The organism is Paenibacillus sp. LHD-38 (assembly GCF_031157315.1).
Classification (GTDB): Bacteria; Bacillota; Bacilli; order Paenibacillales; family Paenibacillaceae; genus Pristimantibacillus.
In genome coordinates this window covers 73,631-89,188 of the sequence record NZ_JAVIFU010000010.1, presented here as the reverse complement: position 1 = coordinate 89,188, position 15,558 = coordinate 73,631, and the positions used below count along the sequence as shown (strand labels likewise).

Here is a 15,558-nt window from a genome sequence, read left to right as displayed (position 1 = left end):
AAAAAAACCATCAAGCAGGAGGAAATGAAAATGAAGCAAAAATTCGTGTTGATTGTGCTGACACTGGTATTATCAGCCGCACTTGCGGCATGCAGCAGCAAACCAGCCTCCACTGAAGCAGAAGGAGATGGAGAGAAGGAGAAGCTGAAGGTAGGAATATCGGCGGGTGTTGAGGAGGAGATCTGGAAGCAAGTGCAGGAGGTCGCGGCAAAGGATGGCCTTGATATCGAGCTGGTCGTATTCAACGACTATGTACAGCCGAATAAGGTGCTGGCGGAAGGCGAGTTAGATGCTAACGCGTTCCAGCATGAGCCCTATCTCGATCAATTCAAGAAGGATAACAATCTTGATATCGTAAAGATCGCCAATACGCTTAATTTTCCGATCGGCTTCTATTCCGAGAAAATTAAAGAGGTTTCCGAAATAAAGGAAGGCGACGTTATTGGCTTGCCTAACGATCCGACGAATGGCGCCAGAGCATTAATTCTGTTCGAAAATGCGGGCCTCATCAAGCTGAAGGAAGGCGTGGGCATCAAAGCGACCGTACGCGATATCGCGGAAAATAAGCTCAATTTGAAATTCGAGGAGCTCGATGCGGCGTTTATTCCGAAAGCGCTTGGCGATTTGACGGCAGCGGTCATTAACACCAATTATGCGGTGGAAGCAGGCTTCGTGCCGACAAAGGACGCCATTTTTATCGAGCCTAAGGATTCTCCTTGGGTTAACATTATCGCGGTAAGAACAGAAGACAAGGATAAGCCGGTATTCCAACGGCTGATTAAAGCGTATCATTCCGATCAAGTTAAGAAATTCGTGGAGGAAAAATACGGTACTTATATTGTTGCATCTTGGTAATTGGATAAAAGCTTAGGTCTCTTCTTAGATGAAGGGACCTTTTTAACATTTTAGCAGAGGCGGCGGTTTTAGAGTGATCTGGATCGAAAACGTAAGCAAAACGTATCAACAGGGCAAGCAGGAAGTCCATGCGGTAAAAGACGCTAATCTTCACATCCGCAAAGGTGAAATATTCGGTATTATCGGCTACAGCGGCGCAGGAAAGAGCTCGCTGCTGCGGTGCATCAACTATTTGGAGCGGCCTTCAGCAGGTACGGTAAGGGTGAATGGAACGGAGCTTGCAGCGCTGAACGAGCAGCAGCTTCGAATGATGCGGCGTAGCGGCGTAAAATCGGCATGATTTTTCAGAACTTCAATTTGCTGATGTCGAGTACCGTTTATCAAAATATTGCATCGCCGCTCGTGCTGGCAGGCCTTCCAAAAAAACAAATCGAGGCGAGGGTAAATGAGTTATTGTCGCTCGTCGGCCTTGAGAAGAAGAGAGGAGCGTTTCCCGCTCAATTGTCGGGAGGCCAGAAGCAGCGCGTGGCTATTGCAAGGGCGCTTGCCAATGAACCGGAAATTTTATTATGCGATGAGGCAACATCGGCGCTTGATCCGCAAACGACCGATTCGATATTGAACCTGCTGCTCGACATTCACCGTACCTATGGGATTACGATCGTGCTCATTACCCATGAGATGAATGTTGTGAAAAAAATCTGTGATCGGGTCGCCGTCATGGAGGATGGCGTCATAGTAGAGCAAGGCACCATTCTGGAGCTGTTTATAAATCCGCGCACGGTTACGACGAAAAATTTTACAAAAAGCGTGTTTGATATCGATTTGCCGCCGGAGCTGCTTGAAAGAGGGGGGCACCAAGCTGGCGAAGGGCAGCTGCTTCGCATTTCATTCGTTGGAGAAACGGTAAGCGAGCCGATTCTAGCGGACTTAACGCTGCGCTACCAGCTGCGGCCAAGTATTCTGTACGGGAATATTACAAAAATAAAAGACACCGTGTTTGGCTTCCTCATTATCAGCCTGCCTGACAATTCGGGGGTCATCCAGCAAGGAATTGCGTATATGATTCAAAACGGCATGCAGGTGGAGGTGCTTGATCATGCTGGATAGCTTCTTAGACAGCCTAATTGAAAATCGTGTGCTTTATACGGAGGCTCTGGGAGAAACGGCAGCCATGGTAGGCTGGTCATTGCTCTTCTCGACCTTAATCGGACTATTTCTTGGCATCTGCTTAGTTGTGCTGCGCCCAAACCATATCTACGCCAGCCTTACGCTGTACCATTTGCTCAACACGGTCATAAACATCCTTCGCTCGGTCCCTTTTATTATTATATTAATTGCTATTATTCCGATTACGAAATGGATCGTGCATACGACAATCGGGGTAAAAGGAGCTATCGTACCGCTTGTATTCTATACGGCGCCTTATATTGCGAGACTGATTGAATCGGCCTTGCTCGAAGTGAATCCCGGTGTCATTGAGGCTTTTCAAGCGATGGGCGCATCAAGGCGGCAAATCATTTGGCAGGTCATTCTGAAGGAGGCGAGACCAGGCATCGTGCTCAGTCTTACCATTGCCACAATCGGCTTGATTGGAGCGACTGCGATGGCAGGCGTAATGGGGGCCGGCGGTCTCGGGGATGTGGCCATCCGTTACGGATATCAGCGCTGGGAGCCCGAAGTCATGTACGTATGTGTCATTATTCTTATTTTACTCGTGCAGCTGATGCAATCCATCGGGAATTGGGTTTCAAAAAAGCTGCGAAAGCATTGAAAGGATGGGCATCAAAAAAGACTGCTCCAACAGGAATTACCCTTCTGTCGGGACAGTCTTTTTGAGTTTGGCCGGGTTAGCTTCCTTGCTGCCAACATACCGTTTCCGCAGCAGCATGGCGAGCGGCAGCGCGGTTAAAATGCACACAGCGGAGATTAAGAACGCATCATTAATGCTCATTGTATAAGCCTTTGGAAAAACCTCCTCCCCCTCACCGATGCGGGTTTGATGAACGGCAAGCCTTGCATAGAACAAGGAGGTAAACAAGCCTAAAGCCATCGAACTGAAAATTTGCCTGAGCCAATTAATGAGCGCAGAGGCATGGCCGCTCAGCTCTTTGGGGATGGCCATCATTCCCGCATTGGTAACGGGAGTTAGGGCCAGGCCGGTTCCGGTATTTCGGACCGCAATGATGATCATAATCGTCAGCAGGCTTGTGCTGAGCTGCAAACGGCTGAACAGATAGGTTGTGGCAATGAGAATAATGCAGCCCGTAATAGCGAGCGCTGCGGGACCCAGCTTATTGTAATAGCGCCCGGAGAAGAAGGTTGCGCAGGTCAGGCATGCCGCCCCCGGCAAAAACAAAAGAGCGATATGGAACGAGCTAAGGGCATGAATTTCTGCTAAGTAAAGAGGGATGAAATAAATACCCGAATACAGCGCAACGGAGAGAATGAGCGATATGACCAGGCTTATTGCAAACGTTCGATTGCGGAACAGACGCAGCTGCAGCAGGGGCGCATCCGAGCGCAGCTGATGGATGACGAACAGGGCCGCGCATGCAAGGCCTGCGACCAGACATACCCAAAAAGCCGCCGAACGCCAGCCCCAAGCATAACTATTTCCAAACAGCAGCAATAGCGAAAGGCTGCCCACAGCTGCCAGCGCAAGTCCTTTGCGGTCCAGCTTGGTTTCCTTATTGACCGGGCTGGATGGAAGGATTCGAATACCGATAAGGAATGCTAATATCCCAATTGGCACGGTGACAAGAAATATCCAATGCCAATCATAGCCCTGCAGCCAGCCGCTTACGGAAGGAGCCAGCGCCGTTCCGAGTATGGTTGAAAACGACCAGATACTCACTGCCATCGGCTGCTTTTCAGCTGGGACGGTCCGATAAATAAAGGCTAGGGATACCGGCTGGATGAGTCCGCAGAACAAGCCCTGCAAGATGCGAAATGCAATGAGCGCATAAATATTCCAAGACAGCGCGCAAAGCAAGGAAGTGACTGTAATCCCGATCAGGCACGATAAAAAAACCTTTTTTCCGCCGAAGCGATTTTCCGCATAGCCGGCGGCAGGAGCGATAACGCCGCATGCAAGTGAAAACCCGGTAACGATCCATTGCACCCTACCAAGATCGGTATGAAAAATGCCCATAAAACCCGGCAAGGATACGTTAAGCGAAACAACATGGTACATGCCTACAAATGAACCGAAAAAGAGGGTCGCTAGAGCAGGCCAGAATGACGTTTTAGATAAAAGGGGCTTGCTTAATTTTTCTGTCCATCCGGCTAACAAGCGTAAACCTCCTTTATCCATGACGGGAAACCTGATTTAAAGGGCTTAAAAACATAAAACCAGCATATCACATGGGAATTGTCAGTTATTATTGAATAATTGTATTAAACGATAGAACTATTTTTAATAGTAGAGATACATGCCCATACTATGGGAATAATCACGGAACAACGAAACACATGCAGAAGCAGCTTCATATGATGAAGGGTATGGATCCATAAACCGACTGGCATGAGAAGAGAATGGAATGTCGTAGGAGGGACTGCGGATGGCTTTGTATCAAAATATTCATGAGCTGATTGGCAATACGCCCCTGGTTGAGCTTACGGGTTATACCCTTCCACAAGGCGTAAAGCTTTACGCCAAGCTAGAGTACAAAAATCCGGGCGGGAGCGTCAAGGACCGACTCGGTATTGAGCTGTTGAATCACGCATTCGCAACCGGGCAGCTGGCGCCTGGAGGCACCATAATAGAAGCAACGGCCGGCAATACAGGCATCGGACTCGCCCTTGCGGCAATCGGGCGCGGAGTATCCGCCGTATTTGTCGTGCCAAGCAAGTTTAGCACCGAGAAGCAGCAGCTTATGCGGGCACTTGGCGCGCAAATCGTAAATACGCCTACTGAGCTGGGTATAACAGGCGCGGTTCAGAAGGCGGAAGAGCTGTTGAAGGAAATACCGGGCTCATACTCCCCTAGGCAATTCTCTAATGAAGCTAACCCGGTAACTTATTATAAAACGCTGGGGCCGGAGCTGTGGCATGAATTGAATGGCGCCATTGACGTATTTGTGGCCGGCGCAGGCTCTGGCGGTACCTTTATGGGAACGGCGCGATACTTGAAGGAGAAAAACCCGGCTGTAAAAACGGTTATTGTCGAGCCGGAGGGCTCCATACTCGGCGGCGGAATGCCAGGACCCCATCGCACGGAAGGCATCGGCGTGGAGAAGCTGGCGCCATTTATGGATTGCTCGTATTTCGATGCCATCCATACCATATCGGATGATCATGCTTTTGCAAGGGTGAAGGAGCTGGCGCAGCTTGAAGGCATGCTTGTCGGAAGCTCTTCGGGCGCAGCGCTGCATGCGGCTTTGCTGGAGGCGGAGGTTGCCGCGCCAGGCAGCCGTATCGTTACCATTTTTCCGGATGGCAGCGAGCGGTATTTAAGCAAACAGATCTATAATGGGGGTGAGTAAGCTGAAGCGAAAAACAAAGCTTATTCATGGAGGCATTCCATTTGATCCCCATACAGGCGCTGTAAGCGTTCCGATTTATCAGGTCAGCACCTATAAGCAGGAGGATATCGGCGTTCACAAGGGCTATGAATACTCGCGCACCGGCAACCCAACGCGTCATGCGCTGGAGCAGTACATTGCTGATTTGGAGGAGGGTGCGAGAGGTTTTGCTTTCAGCTCGGGTATGGCTGCAATTCATGCTGTATTCTCCTTGCTGAGCTCTGGCGACCATATTATTTTGACCGATGACGTTTATGGAGGAACGTATCGCATCGTCACGAAGGTGCTGAGCCGGCTCGGTATTGAGGCCACCTTTGCAGATACGACAAGCCTGGAGGAAATGGAAAAGGCGCTCCAGCCCAATACAAAAGCGCTGTTTGTAGAAACACCGACAAATCCGCTGCTTAAGGTTACTGATATTGCGGCGGTAGCGGCATGGGCCAAAACCAAGCAGCTGCTCTTTATCGTAGATAATACGTTCAGCACGCCCTATTGGCAGACGCCGCTGGCGCTCGGAGCGGATATCGTGCTCCATTCGGCTACGAAGTACATTGGCGGACATAGCGACGTGGTTGCGGGGCTTGCAGTCGTGAATAACGATAAGCTGGGCGAAGAGCTGCATTTTGTGCAAAATGCAATCGGCGGCGTGCTTGCTCCCCAGGATTCATGGCTGCTCATCCGCGGATTAAAGACGCTGGGCCTGCGAATGGAAGCCCATGAAGAAAATGCACGGGCGATCGTCACTTATTTATCGGGGAAGGCAGCCATTCATAATATTCATTATCCCGGATTGCCGAGCCATCCACAGCATGAGCTGGCCAAACGGCAGGCACGCGGATTCGGGGGCATTATTTCGTTTGACGTTGGGAGCGGGGAGAAAGCGGCTGAGGTCATCAAAAAGCTGAAATACTTCACGCTTGCCGAAAGCCTGGGCGCTGTGGAAAGCCTCATTTCCGTGCCCGCGCGAATGACGCATGCATCGATACCAAGCGAAAGGCGAGCATTACTCGGTATTACCGACGGATTAATCCGTATTTCGGTAGGCATCGAGGATAGCGAGGACCTGATTGAAGACTTGGAGCAGAGCTTGATCTAGCGCCACTCACCCGACTAACCCTCACCGAGTTCAGATTGGATTAAGGATCATTTTCTCCGCAACATATATCGTCCAAGTTACGTTAGTAGAGTATAATAAAATGACTGACGAAAAAAGGATGGTAGACTAATGACCTTAAAACAATTGCTGAACAGAAAAATAGTCGTGGCTTCACTTACGACAGCCATACTTCTAAGCGCCATAGCTCCGGGAGGGATTTCATACAGCGCTGCAGGTAATCCTTCCACCTCTCTTCAATTTCAAATCGGCAGCAACAAATCGATAGATTATCGCGGAGAGCATACGTTAGCTGCAGCTCCTTATGTTCTAAACGGCGTAACCATGGTTCCGGTGAGAGCTTTGGCGGAGGGATTGCAAGCTGCCATTCATTTGGATGCGGCAACGAAAAAAATTACTTTGAGCCGCGACGGATTAACCGTAAGCTTGACGATCAACAGCGATGCGGTTGTTGGCACTTATATAAAAAATGTGAAGCTGCCTGCAAAGGTAGCTGTCGTGAAAGGCACAACCTTTGTTCCCGCAAAAATGGTAGCTCAGCTGCTTGGAGCGGAAACGACCTGGGACGCGAAGAAAAAAATAATTACGATGCAGGCGAGCGAGGCGGGGCTATCGTTCCATTATACCTTTGACCAAGGCGAAGAAGGCTGGAAGGGTGCCTTTGCCGATTTGCCTGTAGACTATAATGCGTATATCTATGATTTGAAATATGCAAGAGAATTGCTGCCTACGGCAAAAAATAAAACAAACTACGGTTTAAAGCTAAGCGGAATGAATCGCAGCGACGACTTGTTTATGTTTGTGACGAAGAAAATCGAAGGCCTTGAACCGCATACCATGTATCAAGCATCATTATCCTTCCAGCTTTATACGGACCAAGCCGGCGGCATGGTGGGAGTTGGCGGAGCGCCTGGGGAAGCGGTAAGCATTAAAGCGGGCTTCGTGAGCAAAGAGCCTAGAACCTTCCAGTCGGATACCGAAGGGCAGACGTACTACCGCATGAATATTGATAAAGGCAACCAGCAAACAGAAGGCGATGATATGAAAATCGTCGGAAATATGGTACAGCCCAATAGTTCGCTTAAAGGTTTTCAGCCGGTAGCAATGCAATACAGCACAACGCTCCAATCCAATGAGCAAGGCGAGATTTATGTCATTGTCGGAAGCGACTCCGGCTACGAAGGATTGACGACCTTTTATCTCGATGATATGAAGATTAAGCTTTTGCCTAAAGCGTAATAGAAATGGTCATAGAAAAGCGATTGCTTAAGGGTTCCTTACCGTTAAGCATCGCTTTTTTTTGTTGTTCCCGATACGAAATTGCATGAATTCGGAAATTATAAGCGATTTTTAATAAATATGGGAAGGATTGTGAACAGTTAAGCTAGAATATTGGATAATGTCCAACAATATGGAAGCAAGAGGTCCTGGAAAGGTTAGTTGGTAAAACAAAATGATAAATAATAATATGGTCCTAGAATCACATGAACAATGCCGGTTGCGGGGCTTAAACCCGGACGAGCTTCCTAAATATACAGAATGGTTTTCTAAAGAGGAGCTGGAATCCCGGCAAGCCCACTACAAAGACGTTATCGAGGTTATCAGCCTATTTGTAGATAAGTTTTTATCCTCTGTCCCTGGCGATCCTTTTTTAGTTGCTATCACGGATGACAAGGGTTTTATTCTTGAATTCAAAGGGAACCCGTCTATTATAAGCAAGGTGCGTCAATTGGGAATAACGGAGGGAGTTCGTTTCTCGGAAGAGTTGAGTACGAACGCGATTGATTTATGCTTGCGTAACGATCTCCCGGTTCAGCTTGTAGGAGAGGACCACTACCATAAGGTATTGCACCAGCTTGCATGCTACACGGCTCCTATTCACGCGGAAGACAATGGCCAGCTGCTCGGAACGCTTTCGCTCATGACAGACATACAATCCGCTCATCCCCATTTACTTGCCCTCTTATGTACAATCGTTGATTCGATTGAGCGTGAGCTGTTGTTACACAAACAGAACACCCAGCTTCAAATCCTGAATCAGGTGCTGCTCGAGACTAATTATTACGGCGTCATTATTACCGATGCAAGGGGATCCATCCTAGAAATAAATGATAACAGCACATTCATACTGGGCATGGCAATCCATGAGAAACGTTTCATCGTAGGTACAAGCGTTTTTCACATGAGCAGGATTGGGCCGTATTTTGAAAGAGTAATCCTGCACGGCGAGTCATGCGTGGGTGAAGAAGTTTCTATTATGGTAGAAGATAAGCTGAATTATTACATGCTTGATGTAGTACCTATCTATGACAATGAGCAGCTTATTCGGGTCGTTGGCAGCCTGAGGGACATTACCGAAATGAAGATGACGGAAGAGCTGCTGCGCAATAGCGAGAAGTTAGGGTTTGCCGGTCAACTCGCGGTAAGCATCGCACATGAAATCCGTAATCCGATGACTACGGTAAAGGGCATACTCCAATTATCAAGCAAGACAACCAATCCTCATTATTACAACCTGATGATGTCGGAGCTGGAGCGAATGAATGCCATTGTGGGCGAGTTTTTAATATTAGGGAGACCGCAGGCGATACAATACAAGGATGAGCAATGCGCTGTAATTCTGCAAGAGGTCTTGTCCGTATTAGAAATGCAATTCGAGATGAACGGGATTGTAATCCGTACACAATTTATTGAATCGACGACGATTCCATGCGATCGTGACCAAGTGAAGCAAGTGTTTTTGAATATTTTGAAAAATGCGATGGAGGCTTTGCCATTCGGAGGCGAGATAAATGTCCTGCTGGATATCGTCGATCATTATCAACGGATTCAGTTTATGGATAACGGCGTTGGCATGACAGAAGAAGTAAAGCAGCGCATCGGGCAGCCCTTTCATACGACAAGACGTGACGGGAACGGACTAGGCATGATGATGGTGGATAAAATAGTATCCTCTCATAATGGGCGTCTAGTCGTATCCAGCGAGCTGGGTATAGGGACGATCGTCGAGGTTTGGTTTCCTGCTTCATGAAAGAAGAGACGGCTCTAATCGGCATTCAGCCGACGGGCTGTCTTTTTTTAATATATAAGAATTTATATGTTTTCACATATAAATGTGCTTATATATCTCCGCGAAACGACTGCTTTTGCCACAGAGGACGGCGACAGCCGTTTACGCTTGTGCTGCTGTGAGTGAGAATCGTTAAGTCTTTAAGTTGCAAGCGGGAGCGCGCTTCGGAATCCGAGGCGCACTTTTGCTTTCATCCGATTACTTGTAGCTGGAAATCTGAGCATCGACCTTGGCAATGATAATCGTCGTTTGCTGCTCATAGGCATAGGTTTTTTGCTTATGCTCGTTAATTTGCTTGATATGGGCAAGCATTCTTGTTAAAGAGCTGGATGACGCGGCCGCATCTCCTTTTTTCACCGCTTGCTTTAAGATGGAGGTTTCGGTTGTGAAATATTTCTTGATGCTGCTGATCGAGCTTTTGGATGCTTTTATTTTCACTTTGATTGCATCGATACCGCTCAACTGGTCGCGAAGCTTTTTTATCGACTTAGCCGTATTCGCTTTGGCCTCCTTAAGCGCTGCTTCCTTGCTTCGAATATCCAACTTGGCAAACTGAACGGCTGCTCTTGTCGTTTCAACCTGCGGCTTCAAGAGGCTCGTAGCGAGTTTATCCTTAAATGATTTCGCAATGCTTAGCTGCTGATTCAATGAGTCGTAGAGTCTGAATAAAGGCTCGTATTTCTTCTTGGTTTGCGTGACGGCGGACTCAAGCTGCAGCAGCTTATTCGCGTCAATTTCCTTTATTCGTTTGCGGGTTGCGAGCACGGCCTCCTCGTTTTGATAATGAAGCTTGTCGATGCGGCTATCCCAGTCGATGGTCTGCTTCTGCACGCTTTGAAGCTCGGCATACTGCGAGGTTAACTTGGCGGCTGTCGTCTTATCTGCCGCGCTTTTCATTTTGTCAAAAGCAGTCTTGGCGGTTGCGCTAAATTCAAACGATGCGGCTGAAAGGACGGACGGAACGGCTAGCAGGAACAAGAGGACGAGACCGAATACGGCTAACCTTGAAGCGGTTTTCATGAACAATGGAGCCTCCTTTGGTTTCGGCAATACAACGCAAAAAAGCACCAGCAAGATTGGCGGTATACGCCATCTCTTACGGGTGCTTCCATCGTAAGCCGAACTTATTTCGTTGATTCCATTAATATACAGTAAGCTTCCGAATACCGTCAAGCGCTTGATCTACAAGACAGCCGGCTTCGCATACTCATCTGGCGTTTTGCCGATAATGGATTTGAAATCCTTAATGAAATGCGATTGATCATAATATCCGAGATCGACAGAGAGCTTGAGCGTGTCATATTGTTTGCCGGTGTCCATAGCCTCTGCCGCGTTTTGCAGCCGATAAAGCTTGATGACCCATTTCGGGCTTATCCCGACATATTGGTTAAATAAGCGCTGCAGCTTTCTTTTGTTGAGATGAAAAGAATCGCAAATCTGCTCTACTTTAGTCAGCTCGGGATCGATTAGGATTCGGTCGATAATCTGATTGATGAGGGTAATCGATCCATCCTGCTGTGGAAGATGCTTTACTAACAAAGCGTCGGTAAGTGCGATCCTGTCCGCGGGGTCAGTCTCAGCGTTCATCTGCTGCTCATATTCGGCCGCATCCGCGCCAAATATCTCTTCGATAGCTAGCGATTGATCCGTCAGGTTGGAGAGCGCCGTGCGTATAAAGGGATAAAAACCGCCAGGGTGAAATTTAATGCCGAATACTTGTCCCTTGCCTTCAATTTTCTTCGTATACATTCGGCTGGCAACGCCATAAATACCGCTCCTGTGGTCCTCCATCACCAAGTTGACACATGGATTAGGGATCACATCCTGCAAAAAAGGAGGCTGGCCGGTCAAATCCCACCTTACGACCCAGTAGTGTTTTACAAAATGTCGGAGCGGCTCTGAGGGAGCGAAGCGGGAAAGCTGGAATTTTTTTTCGCCTTCACTTAGCTGAAGTATACCCATGCTGCGTTTTTGCGTTGTATTCGGCATCTATAAATCTCTCCTATTGATCGATTTGTCGCGTTTTTACAATACCGGCCAGTTGGACAACGTTATACTTAGCAAAGAAAGCGCCAGCCGTTAACAGCGGCAAACCCTATATTATATGATGAGAAGGAGTGTATCGCATGGAGTTTAAATATGAGTATTATATCGGTGCAGCGCCCGAGAAGGTGTGGGCTGCGTTTGTATCGCCGGAAGGCACGCGGGCTACTTTTTTCGGCTGCGTCATCGATTCTACATTTGAAGAAGGCTCTTCCTTCCGCTATGTCGGCCCGGGTACGGATGGTGATGAGACGGTGCATATTTATGGTACTATTCTAGCATATGAGGAGAATAAAATATTTAGCGTTTTAGAGCATCCAGGTCCTTCGTATCGCCCCAATCATGCGGAGCTGGAATCGACTATTACCTTTACGCTTGAGCCTGTTGGCGAAACGACCAAGCTTGTCCTGACTAATAACCAGTTTACCGAGAACCACCCGTCTTTGGAAACGGTGGACAGCCAGTGGTGGATGATCCTCAGCAATTTGAAAACCTATATCGAGACAGGCAAAGGTTTAGCGTTTGGCTGGTAGGCACAGCCGGATTCGCGAGGGCATCAGCAGCAGCGGATGCTCTTTTTTTTGCTGCATAAAGGGTGTAACGATTTCTTTTCTGGGCTCGATTCTTTATACTGTAAAAAAGGACAGGCGTAAAACGTCTGCGACAACGGACAGGAGAGAGCAGAATGAGCTATAAAATTGTTTTTTTCGACATTGACGGCACGTTGATCAACGAGCAAAAGGAAATCCCTGCGGATACAGTCAAGGCCATTGCGGAGCTGAAGGAAAGCGGAGTTGAACCGGTAATTGCTACGGGGCGCGCGCCTTATTTTATTAAACCGCTTGCTGAGCAGCTCGGCATTGAATCGTTCGTCTGTTTGAACGGGGGGTATGTCGTCTACAAGGGAGTGCCGCTCTATAAACGCGAGATCGAAAAGCACCGTCTGGAAGCGCTTGTTAAGGTTGCTGCCGAGCATAACCACGGCCTTGTCTTTGAGGGCGAGCATAACTTCTTCGCGGATAAAGAGGATCATCCTTTTATTATAGAGTCCGTTAACTCTTTAAAGGTTGATTTGCCTGGTTTCAATCCGGAGTTTTGGAAAACAGATGGCATTTATCAAGTCTTCCTTCACTGCGAGAGCCACGAGGAGCATCTCTATGAGGGTCTGCATTCTGAATTAAAGCTGATCCGCTGGCATCCGCAGGCTATTGATGTCCTTCCGGCTGGGGGCTCAAAGGCGCAAGGTATCGAAGCACTGCTTGATAAGCTGGGCTTAACGACTGCCGATGCCGTTGCATTCGGGGATGGTCTGAATGACAAAGAAATGCTGGAGACGGTTGGCTTTGGCATTGCTATGGGCAACTCGCATCCCGAGCTGCTTCCCTTTGCCGACTATGTGACGACGCATGTTGACGAGCAGGGTATACGCAACGGCCTTGTGGAAGCGGGCCTTTTAGAGCGATAAGCGGCGTCTGTATTTTGTGTGAAAATATGCAAAAATATAAATTAAAAAAAGCTGATACCGCATGCTGCGGTGTCAGCTTTTTTTGAAATATAAGAAAGTATAAAAATCAACCTTATACGTTGCTTATATTTCACCGCGAAACGAGCTTTTGCCGCCAAGGACGGCGTCAGCCGTTTACGCTTGACTAACGGACAGCGGATTTCAATTCCTAATGTTTCCGTGATACAATGTTTATTGGAATTATTATACAAAACTCTTTCTGATTGCATTCTGAGGTTATGAGTATGGCAATGCCACTCCATATTAGCTAGCACGCCATAAAACATCGGCAGTCTGTGACTTTATTATCAAGTCCAAGACTGCCGATTGTCTTTTAATAAGTCAGCTTAATTCTTAATTTTCTTTGTATAGGAAAGGCGGTCGATTACGGGTGGATTATCAAAAGGAAAATACAAGCTTGCCAAGCTATGTGCTGCGGGCTGCGATAACGGAGGCCGGCTACGAGGAAGGCAAACCGATCATTCGTCAGATCTTGCTGGAGGTAGCGCCGGGAGAGCTTGTGGGATTAATCGGGCCCAACGGAGCGGGCAAGAGTACGACGATCAAAACGATACTCGGCTTAATGGCGCATGTGAACGGAGAAATTGTGTTTGGCGGTAAAAACAAACGTTATGCCTATGTTCCGGAGCAGCCGGTTTTTTATGAATATATGACGCTGTGGGAGCATTTGCATTTAGCGGCATCGGCATTTGGTATTGAAGAGCGGCAGTTTGCAAACAAAGCGGATGAGCTTCTGGAGCGCTTTCGTTTGCTGGAAGAGAAGCATCATTACCCTGCTCATTTCTCCAAGGGAATGCAGCAAAAGCTGATGCTTATTATCGCATTTCTGCTGGAACCGGATGTTTATATTGTGGACGAGCCATTCGTCGGACTTGATCCGCGTGCCACAACTGATTTTCTAAAGCTGCTTGAGGGCGAGCGGGAGCGAGGGGCAGGTGTTCTCATGAGCACTCACGTGCTGGACACCGCTGAACGTATCTGCAATCGTTTCGTTCTCATTAACAATGGCTCAGTGGTTGCGCGAGGCGGCTTGGAGCAGGTAAGAGATGATGCTGGCTGCGCGGATGACGCGACATTGTTCGAGTGCTTTCACGCATTGACCTAGGGGGCGGGACGTGATGATGACACCGCGTCAATTATTTTGGATACGATTAAAACGTAATCAAAGAGAGCAAGTCCGCGCCTGGAGCAGCGTGCTTGACTGGACGGTATGGCTCTACTTGCTTATACCGGGACTATTTATTGGGGGCGGCCTATACCGCGAGGCGCTGCTTGATATGCCGGAGTGGGCCAGCAAGCTGCCTTGGACCGCGTTATATCCGTTTTTGCTGCTTTTCCTTTTGTTATTCGGTCAGATTCGTGTTTTTGTGGAGGAAGCTGACCGGTTATTTTTGCTTCAGCGTCCGGAGTGGCTGCAGACGTTAAAGCAGTATGGAATTGGCTACACGCTGGTAACAAAAATAATTGTAATCGCAATTCCCTATCTGCTGCTGCTACCTTTCTTAATCAGGGTGGAGGAGCAATCATGGCTTCAGCTTGGATTGGCCTTTGGCTTTACGATTGTGATGGGGATGATTTTGGCGCTTAGCTTACAGCTGCTAAATGGCAGGCTAATGGGCATGCGAAAGCGGTCACTTGAAACATTGATCACGTTGCTGTTTATAGCAGCCTATTTGATTCCGATGATTACGTGGGCGAGAGACATAGGTTTGCTGAGTATGTCCTTGGCTGCGGGCACTGTCGTTTTTATCTTGCTGCTGCGCTTCGGACTGCGAATGCCTATTCAATTCGAAGCAGAAGTAAAAATAGAGAACGCGGCGCGTCTTCGCAGCACGGAGCTATTAATGAGCCAGGTTATCGAATCGAAGCCGCTTCTTCGCGTGAAACGGCCGTATATGTTCCGTTTTTCCCAGCGTATATTCCGTAAGTCTGATGCGGGGACGATACTGGCGGAAATGAGGCTGAAAGCCTTCTTGCGAGGCATGACGCATATTCGCGTCTGGCTTGGCTTTATTTCGGCGGCTACGTTTGCGGTATCGCTTGTCCCTGGGCTGATTGCAGCCTTTCTAGTGCTTGCTTTAACGGTAATCGGAATGTCTTGGCTGCATCTCCAGTGGAAGCAATGGTTTGCGGAAGAATTTATCACGCAATTTCCCTGGTCTAGGAATGCCGCTCAGAAAGGGGCTGTTCTATCGCGGTTCTGGCTGCTATTGCCGCCAATGCTCGTTTGGTCGGCTATTGCAGGACATAAAATCGCGGGCCCGGTTGGTTTGCCGGCTGCCGCTTTAATCTGCGCCGCCGTATGGATGGCTGTGAGCAGGTACGACAATCGAATTAGAATCAAATAGGAGACTGCTTGCCAAACGGGTGTGATCCGTCTACCCCCCTAAAACATCTCACGATGTCGTATTGTTTACACATAGCT

The 15,558-nt window shown here is 48.3% G+C and carries 13 protein-coding genes and 1 pseudogene; 11 read left to right on the top strand and 3 right to left on the bottom strand.

Annotated features, from left to right (window positions below; genetic code table 11):
- The first annotated feature begins 30 nt into the window (after positions 1 to 30).
- The 3 genes and pseudogenes from RCO25_RS10765 to RCO25_RS10750 all read left to right on the top strand — a co-directional run bounded on the left by RCO25_RS10765 (position 31) and on the right by RCO25_RS10750 (position 2,629).
- On the top strand, positions 31 to 855 hold the full coding sequence (locus RCO25_RS10765; RefSeq protein ID WP_308996152.1) for a MetQ/NlpA family ABC transporter substrate-binding protein: 825 nt from the start codon (positions 31 to 33) through the stop codon (positions 853 to 855).
- A gap of 73 nt (positions 856 to 928) precedes the next feature.
- Positions 929 to 1,965, top strand: a pseudogene (locus tag RCO25_RS10755) (methionine ABC transporter ATP-binding protein).
- Positions 1,955 to 2,629 carry a methionine ABC transporter permease gene (locus RCO25_RS10750; protein ID WP_308996149.1) on the top strand — a complete coding sequence of 225 codons (675 nt, stop codon included), beginning with the start codon at positions 1,955 to 1,957 and terminating at the stop codon, positions 2,627 to 2,629. The pseudogene RCO25_RS10755 and the gene RCO25_RS10750 overlap by 11 nt, the downstream one beginning before the upstream one ends.
- A gap of 36 nt (positions 2,630 to 2,665) precedes the next feature.
- On the opposite strand, the gene RCO25_RS10745 is transcribed toward RCO25_RS10750, so the two are convergent.
- Entirely contained in the window at positions 2,666 to 4,150 is a 1,485-nt protein-coding gene (locus tag RCO25_RS10745) for a DHA2 family efflux MFS transporter permease subunit (protein ID WP_308996148.1), read from the bottom strand.
- A 268-nt stretch (positions 4,151 to 4,418) separates the two neighbouring features.
- On the opposite strand from RCO25_RS10745, the gene RCO25_RS10740 reads away from it, so the two are divergent.
- The 4 genes from RCO25_RS10740 (at position 4,419) to RCO25_RS10725 (ending at position 9,526) form a co-directional block, all read left to right on the top strand.
- The gene (locus RCO25_RS10740; RefSeq protein WP_308996147.1) at positions 4,419 to 5,342 is read left to right on the top strand and encodes a PLP-dependent cysteine synthase family protein; all 924 of its coding nucleotides are present in this window, start codon (positions 4,419 to 4,421) and stop codon (positions 5,340 to 5,342) included.
- Position 5,343: 1 nt separating this feature from the next.
- On the top strand, positions 5,344 to 6,477 hold the full coding sequence (locus RCO25_RS10735) for a bifunctional cystathionine gamma-lyase/homocysteine desulfhydrase (protein WP_308996251.1): 1,134 nt from the start codon (positions 5,344 to 5,346) through the stop codon (positions 6,475 to 6,477).
- 129 nt (positions 6,478 to 6,606) lie between these two features.
- Positions 6,607 to 7,734: a copper amine oxidase N-terminal domain-containing protein gene (locus tag RCO25_RS10730; protein ID WP_308996146.1), complete on the top strand. Its 1,128-nt coding sequence runs from the start codon at positions 6,607 to 6,609 to the stop codon at positions 7,732 to 7,734.
- Between the two features lie 214 nt (positions 7,735 to 7,948).
- A complete protein-coding gene (locus RCO25_RS10725) occupies positions 7,949 to 9,526 on the top strand; it encodes an ATP-binding protein (protein WP_308996145.1) in 1,578 nt (525 codons plus the stop codon).
- Positions 9,527 to 9,763: 237 nt separating this feature from the next.
- Here the strand turns inward: RCO25_RS10725 and RCO25_RS10720 are convergent, their stop codons facing one another.
- Positions 9,764 to 10,585 (bottom strand): hypothetical protein, encoded by an 822-nt coding sequence (locus tag RCO25_RS10720; protein WP_308996144.1) that lies wholly within the window; start codon positions 10,583 to 10,585, stop codon positions 9,764 to 9,766.
- A gap of 162 nt (positions 10,586 to 10,747) precedes the next feature.
- Positions 10,748 to 11,554 carry a DUF6597 domain-containing transcriptional factor gene (locus RCO25_RS10715; protein ID WP_308996143.1) on the bottom strand — a complete coding sequence of 269 codons (807 nt, stop codon included), beginning with the start codon at positions 11,552 to 11,554 and terminating at the stop codon, positions 10,748 to 10,750.
- Positions 11,555 to 11,691: 137 nt separating this feature from the next.
- Here RCO25_RS10715 and RCO25_RS10710 point away from each other — a divergent pair, with 137 nt between their 5' ends.
- The 4 genes from RCO25_RS10710 to RCO25_RS10695 all read left to right on the top strand — a co-directional run bounded on the left by RCO25_RS10710 (position 11,692) and on the right by RCO25_RS10695 (position 15,481).
- Positions 11,692 to 12,141 carry an SRPBCC family protein gene (locus RCO25_RS10710; RefSeq protein WP_308996142.1) on the top strand — a complete coding sequence of 150 codons (450 nt, stop codon included), beginning with the start codon at positions 11,692 to 11,694 and terminating at the stop codon, positions 12,139 to 12,141.
- Positions 12,142 to 12,293: 152 nt separating this feature from the next.
- Positions 12,294 to 13,073 carry a Cof-type HAD-IIB family hydrolase gene (locus tag RCO25_RS10705; protein WP_308996141.1) on the top strand — a complete coding sequence of 260 codons (780 nt, stop codon included), beginning with the start codon at positions 12,294 to 12,296 and terminating at the stop codon, positions 13,071 to 13,073.
- Between the two features lie 430 nt (positions 13,074 to 13,503).
- Positions 13,504 to 14,238: an ABC transporter ATP-binding protein gene (locus tag RCO25_RS10700; RefSeq protein ID WP_308996140.1), complete on the top strand. Its 735-nt coding sequence runs from the start codon at positions 13,504 to 13,506 to the stop codon at positions 14,236 to 14,238.
- A gap of 13 nt (positions 14,239 to 14,251) precedes the next feature.
- Complete coding sequence (locus RCO25_RS10695) at positions 14,252 to 15,481, top strand: ABC transporter permease (protein ID WP_308996139.1); 1,230 nt, start codon at positions 14,252 to 14,254, stop codon at positions 15,479 to 15,481.
- Positions 15,482 to 15,558: the final 77 nt, after the last annotated feature.

Excerpts from the sequence above, each read along its gene's own strand:
- RCO25_RS10695 (WP_308996139.1), top strand. The coding sequence starts at position 14,252 with ATGATGACACCGCGTCAATTATTTTGGATACGATTAAAACGTAATCAA.
- RCO25_RS10765 (WP_308996152.1), top strand. The coding sequence starts at position 31 with ATGAAGCAAAAATTCGTGTTGATTGTGCTGACACTGGTATTATCAGCC.
- RCO25_RS10750 (WP_308996149.1), top strand. The coding sequence starts at position 1,955 with ATGCTGGATAGCTTCTTAGACAGCCTAATTGAAAATCGTGTGCTTTAT.
- RCO25_RS10710 (WP_308996142.1), top strand. The coding sequence starts at position 11,692 with ATGGAGTTTAAATATGAGTATTATATCGGTGCAGCGCCCGAGAAGGTG.
- RCO25_RS10715 (WP_308996143.1), bottom strand. The coding sequence starts at position 11,554 with ATGCCGAATACAACGCAAAAACGCAGCATGGGTATACTTCAGCTAAGT.
- RCO25_RS10725 (WP_308996145.1), top strand. The coding sequence starts at position 7,949 with ATGATAAATAATAATATGGTCCTAGAATCACATGAACAATGCCGGTTG.
- RCO25_RS10730 (WP_308996146.1), top strand. The coding sequence starts at position 6,607 with ATGACCTTAAAACAATTGCTGAACAGAAAAATAGTCGTGGCTTCACTT.
- RCO25_RS10705 (WP_308996141.1), top strand. The coding sequence starts at position 12,294 with ATGAGCTATAAAATTGTTTTTTTCGACATTGACGGCACGTTGATCAAC.
- RCO25_RS10720 (WP_308996144.1), bottom strand. The coding sequence starts at position 10,585 with ATGAAAACCGCTTCAAGGTTAGCCGTATTCGGTCTCGTCCTCTTGTTC.
- RCO25_RS10740 (WP_308996147.1), top strand. The coding sequence starts at position 4,419 with ATGGCTTTGTATCAAAATATTCATGAGCTGATTGGCAATACGCCCCTG.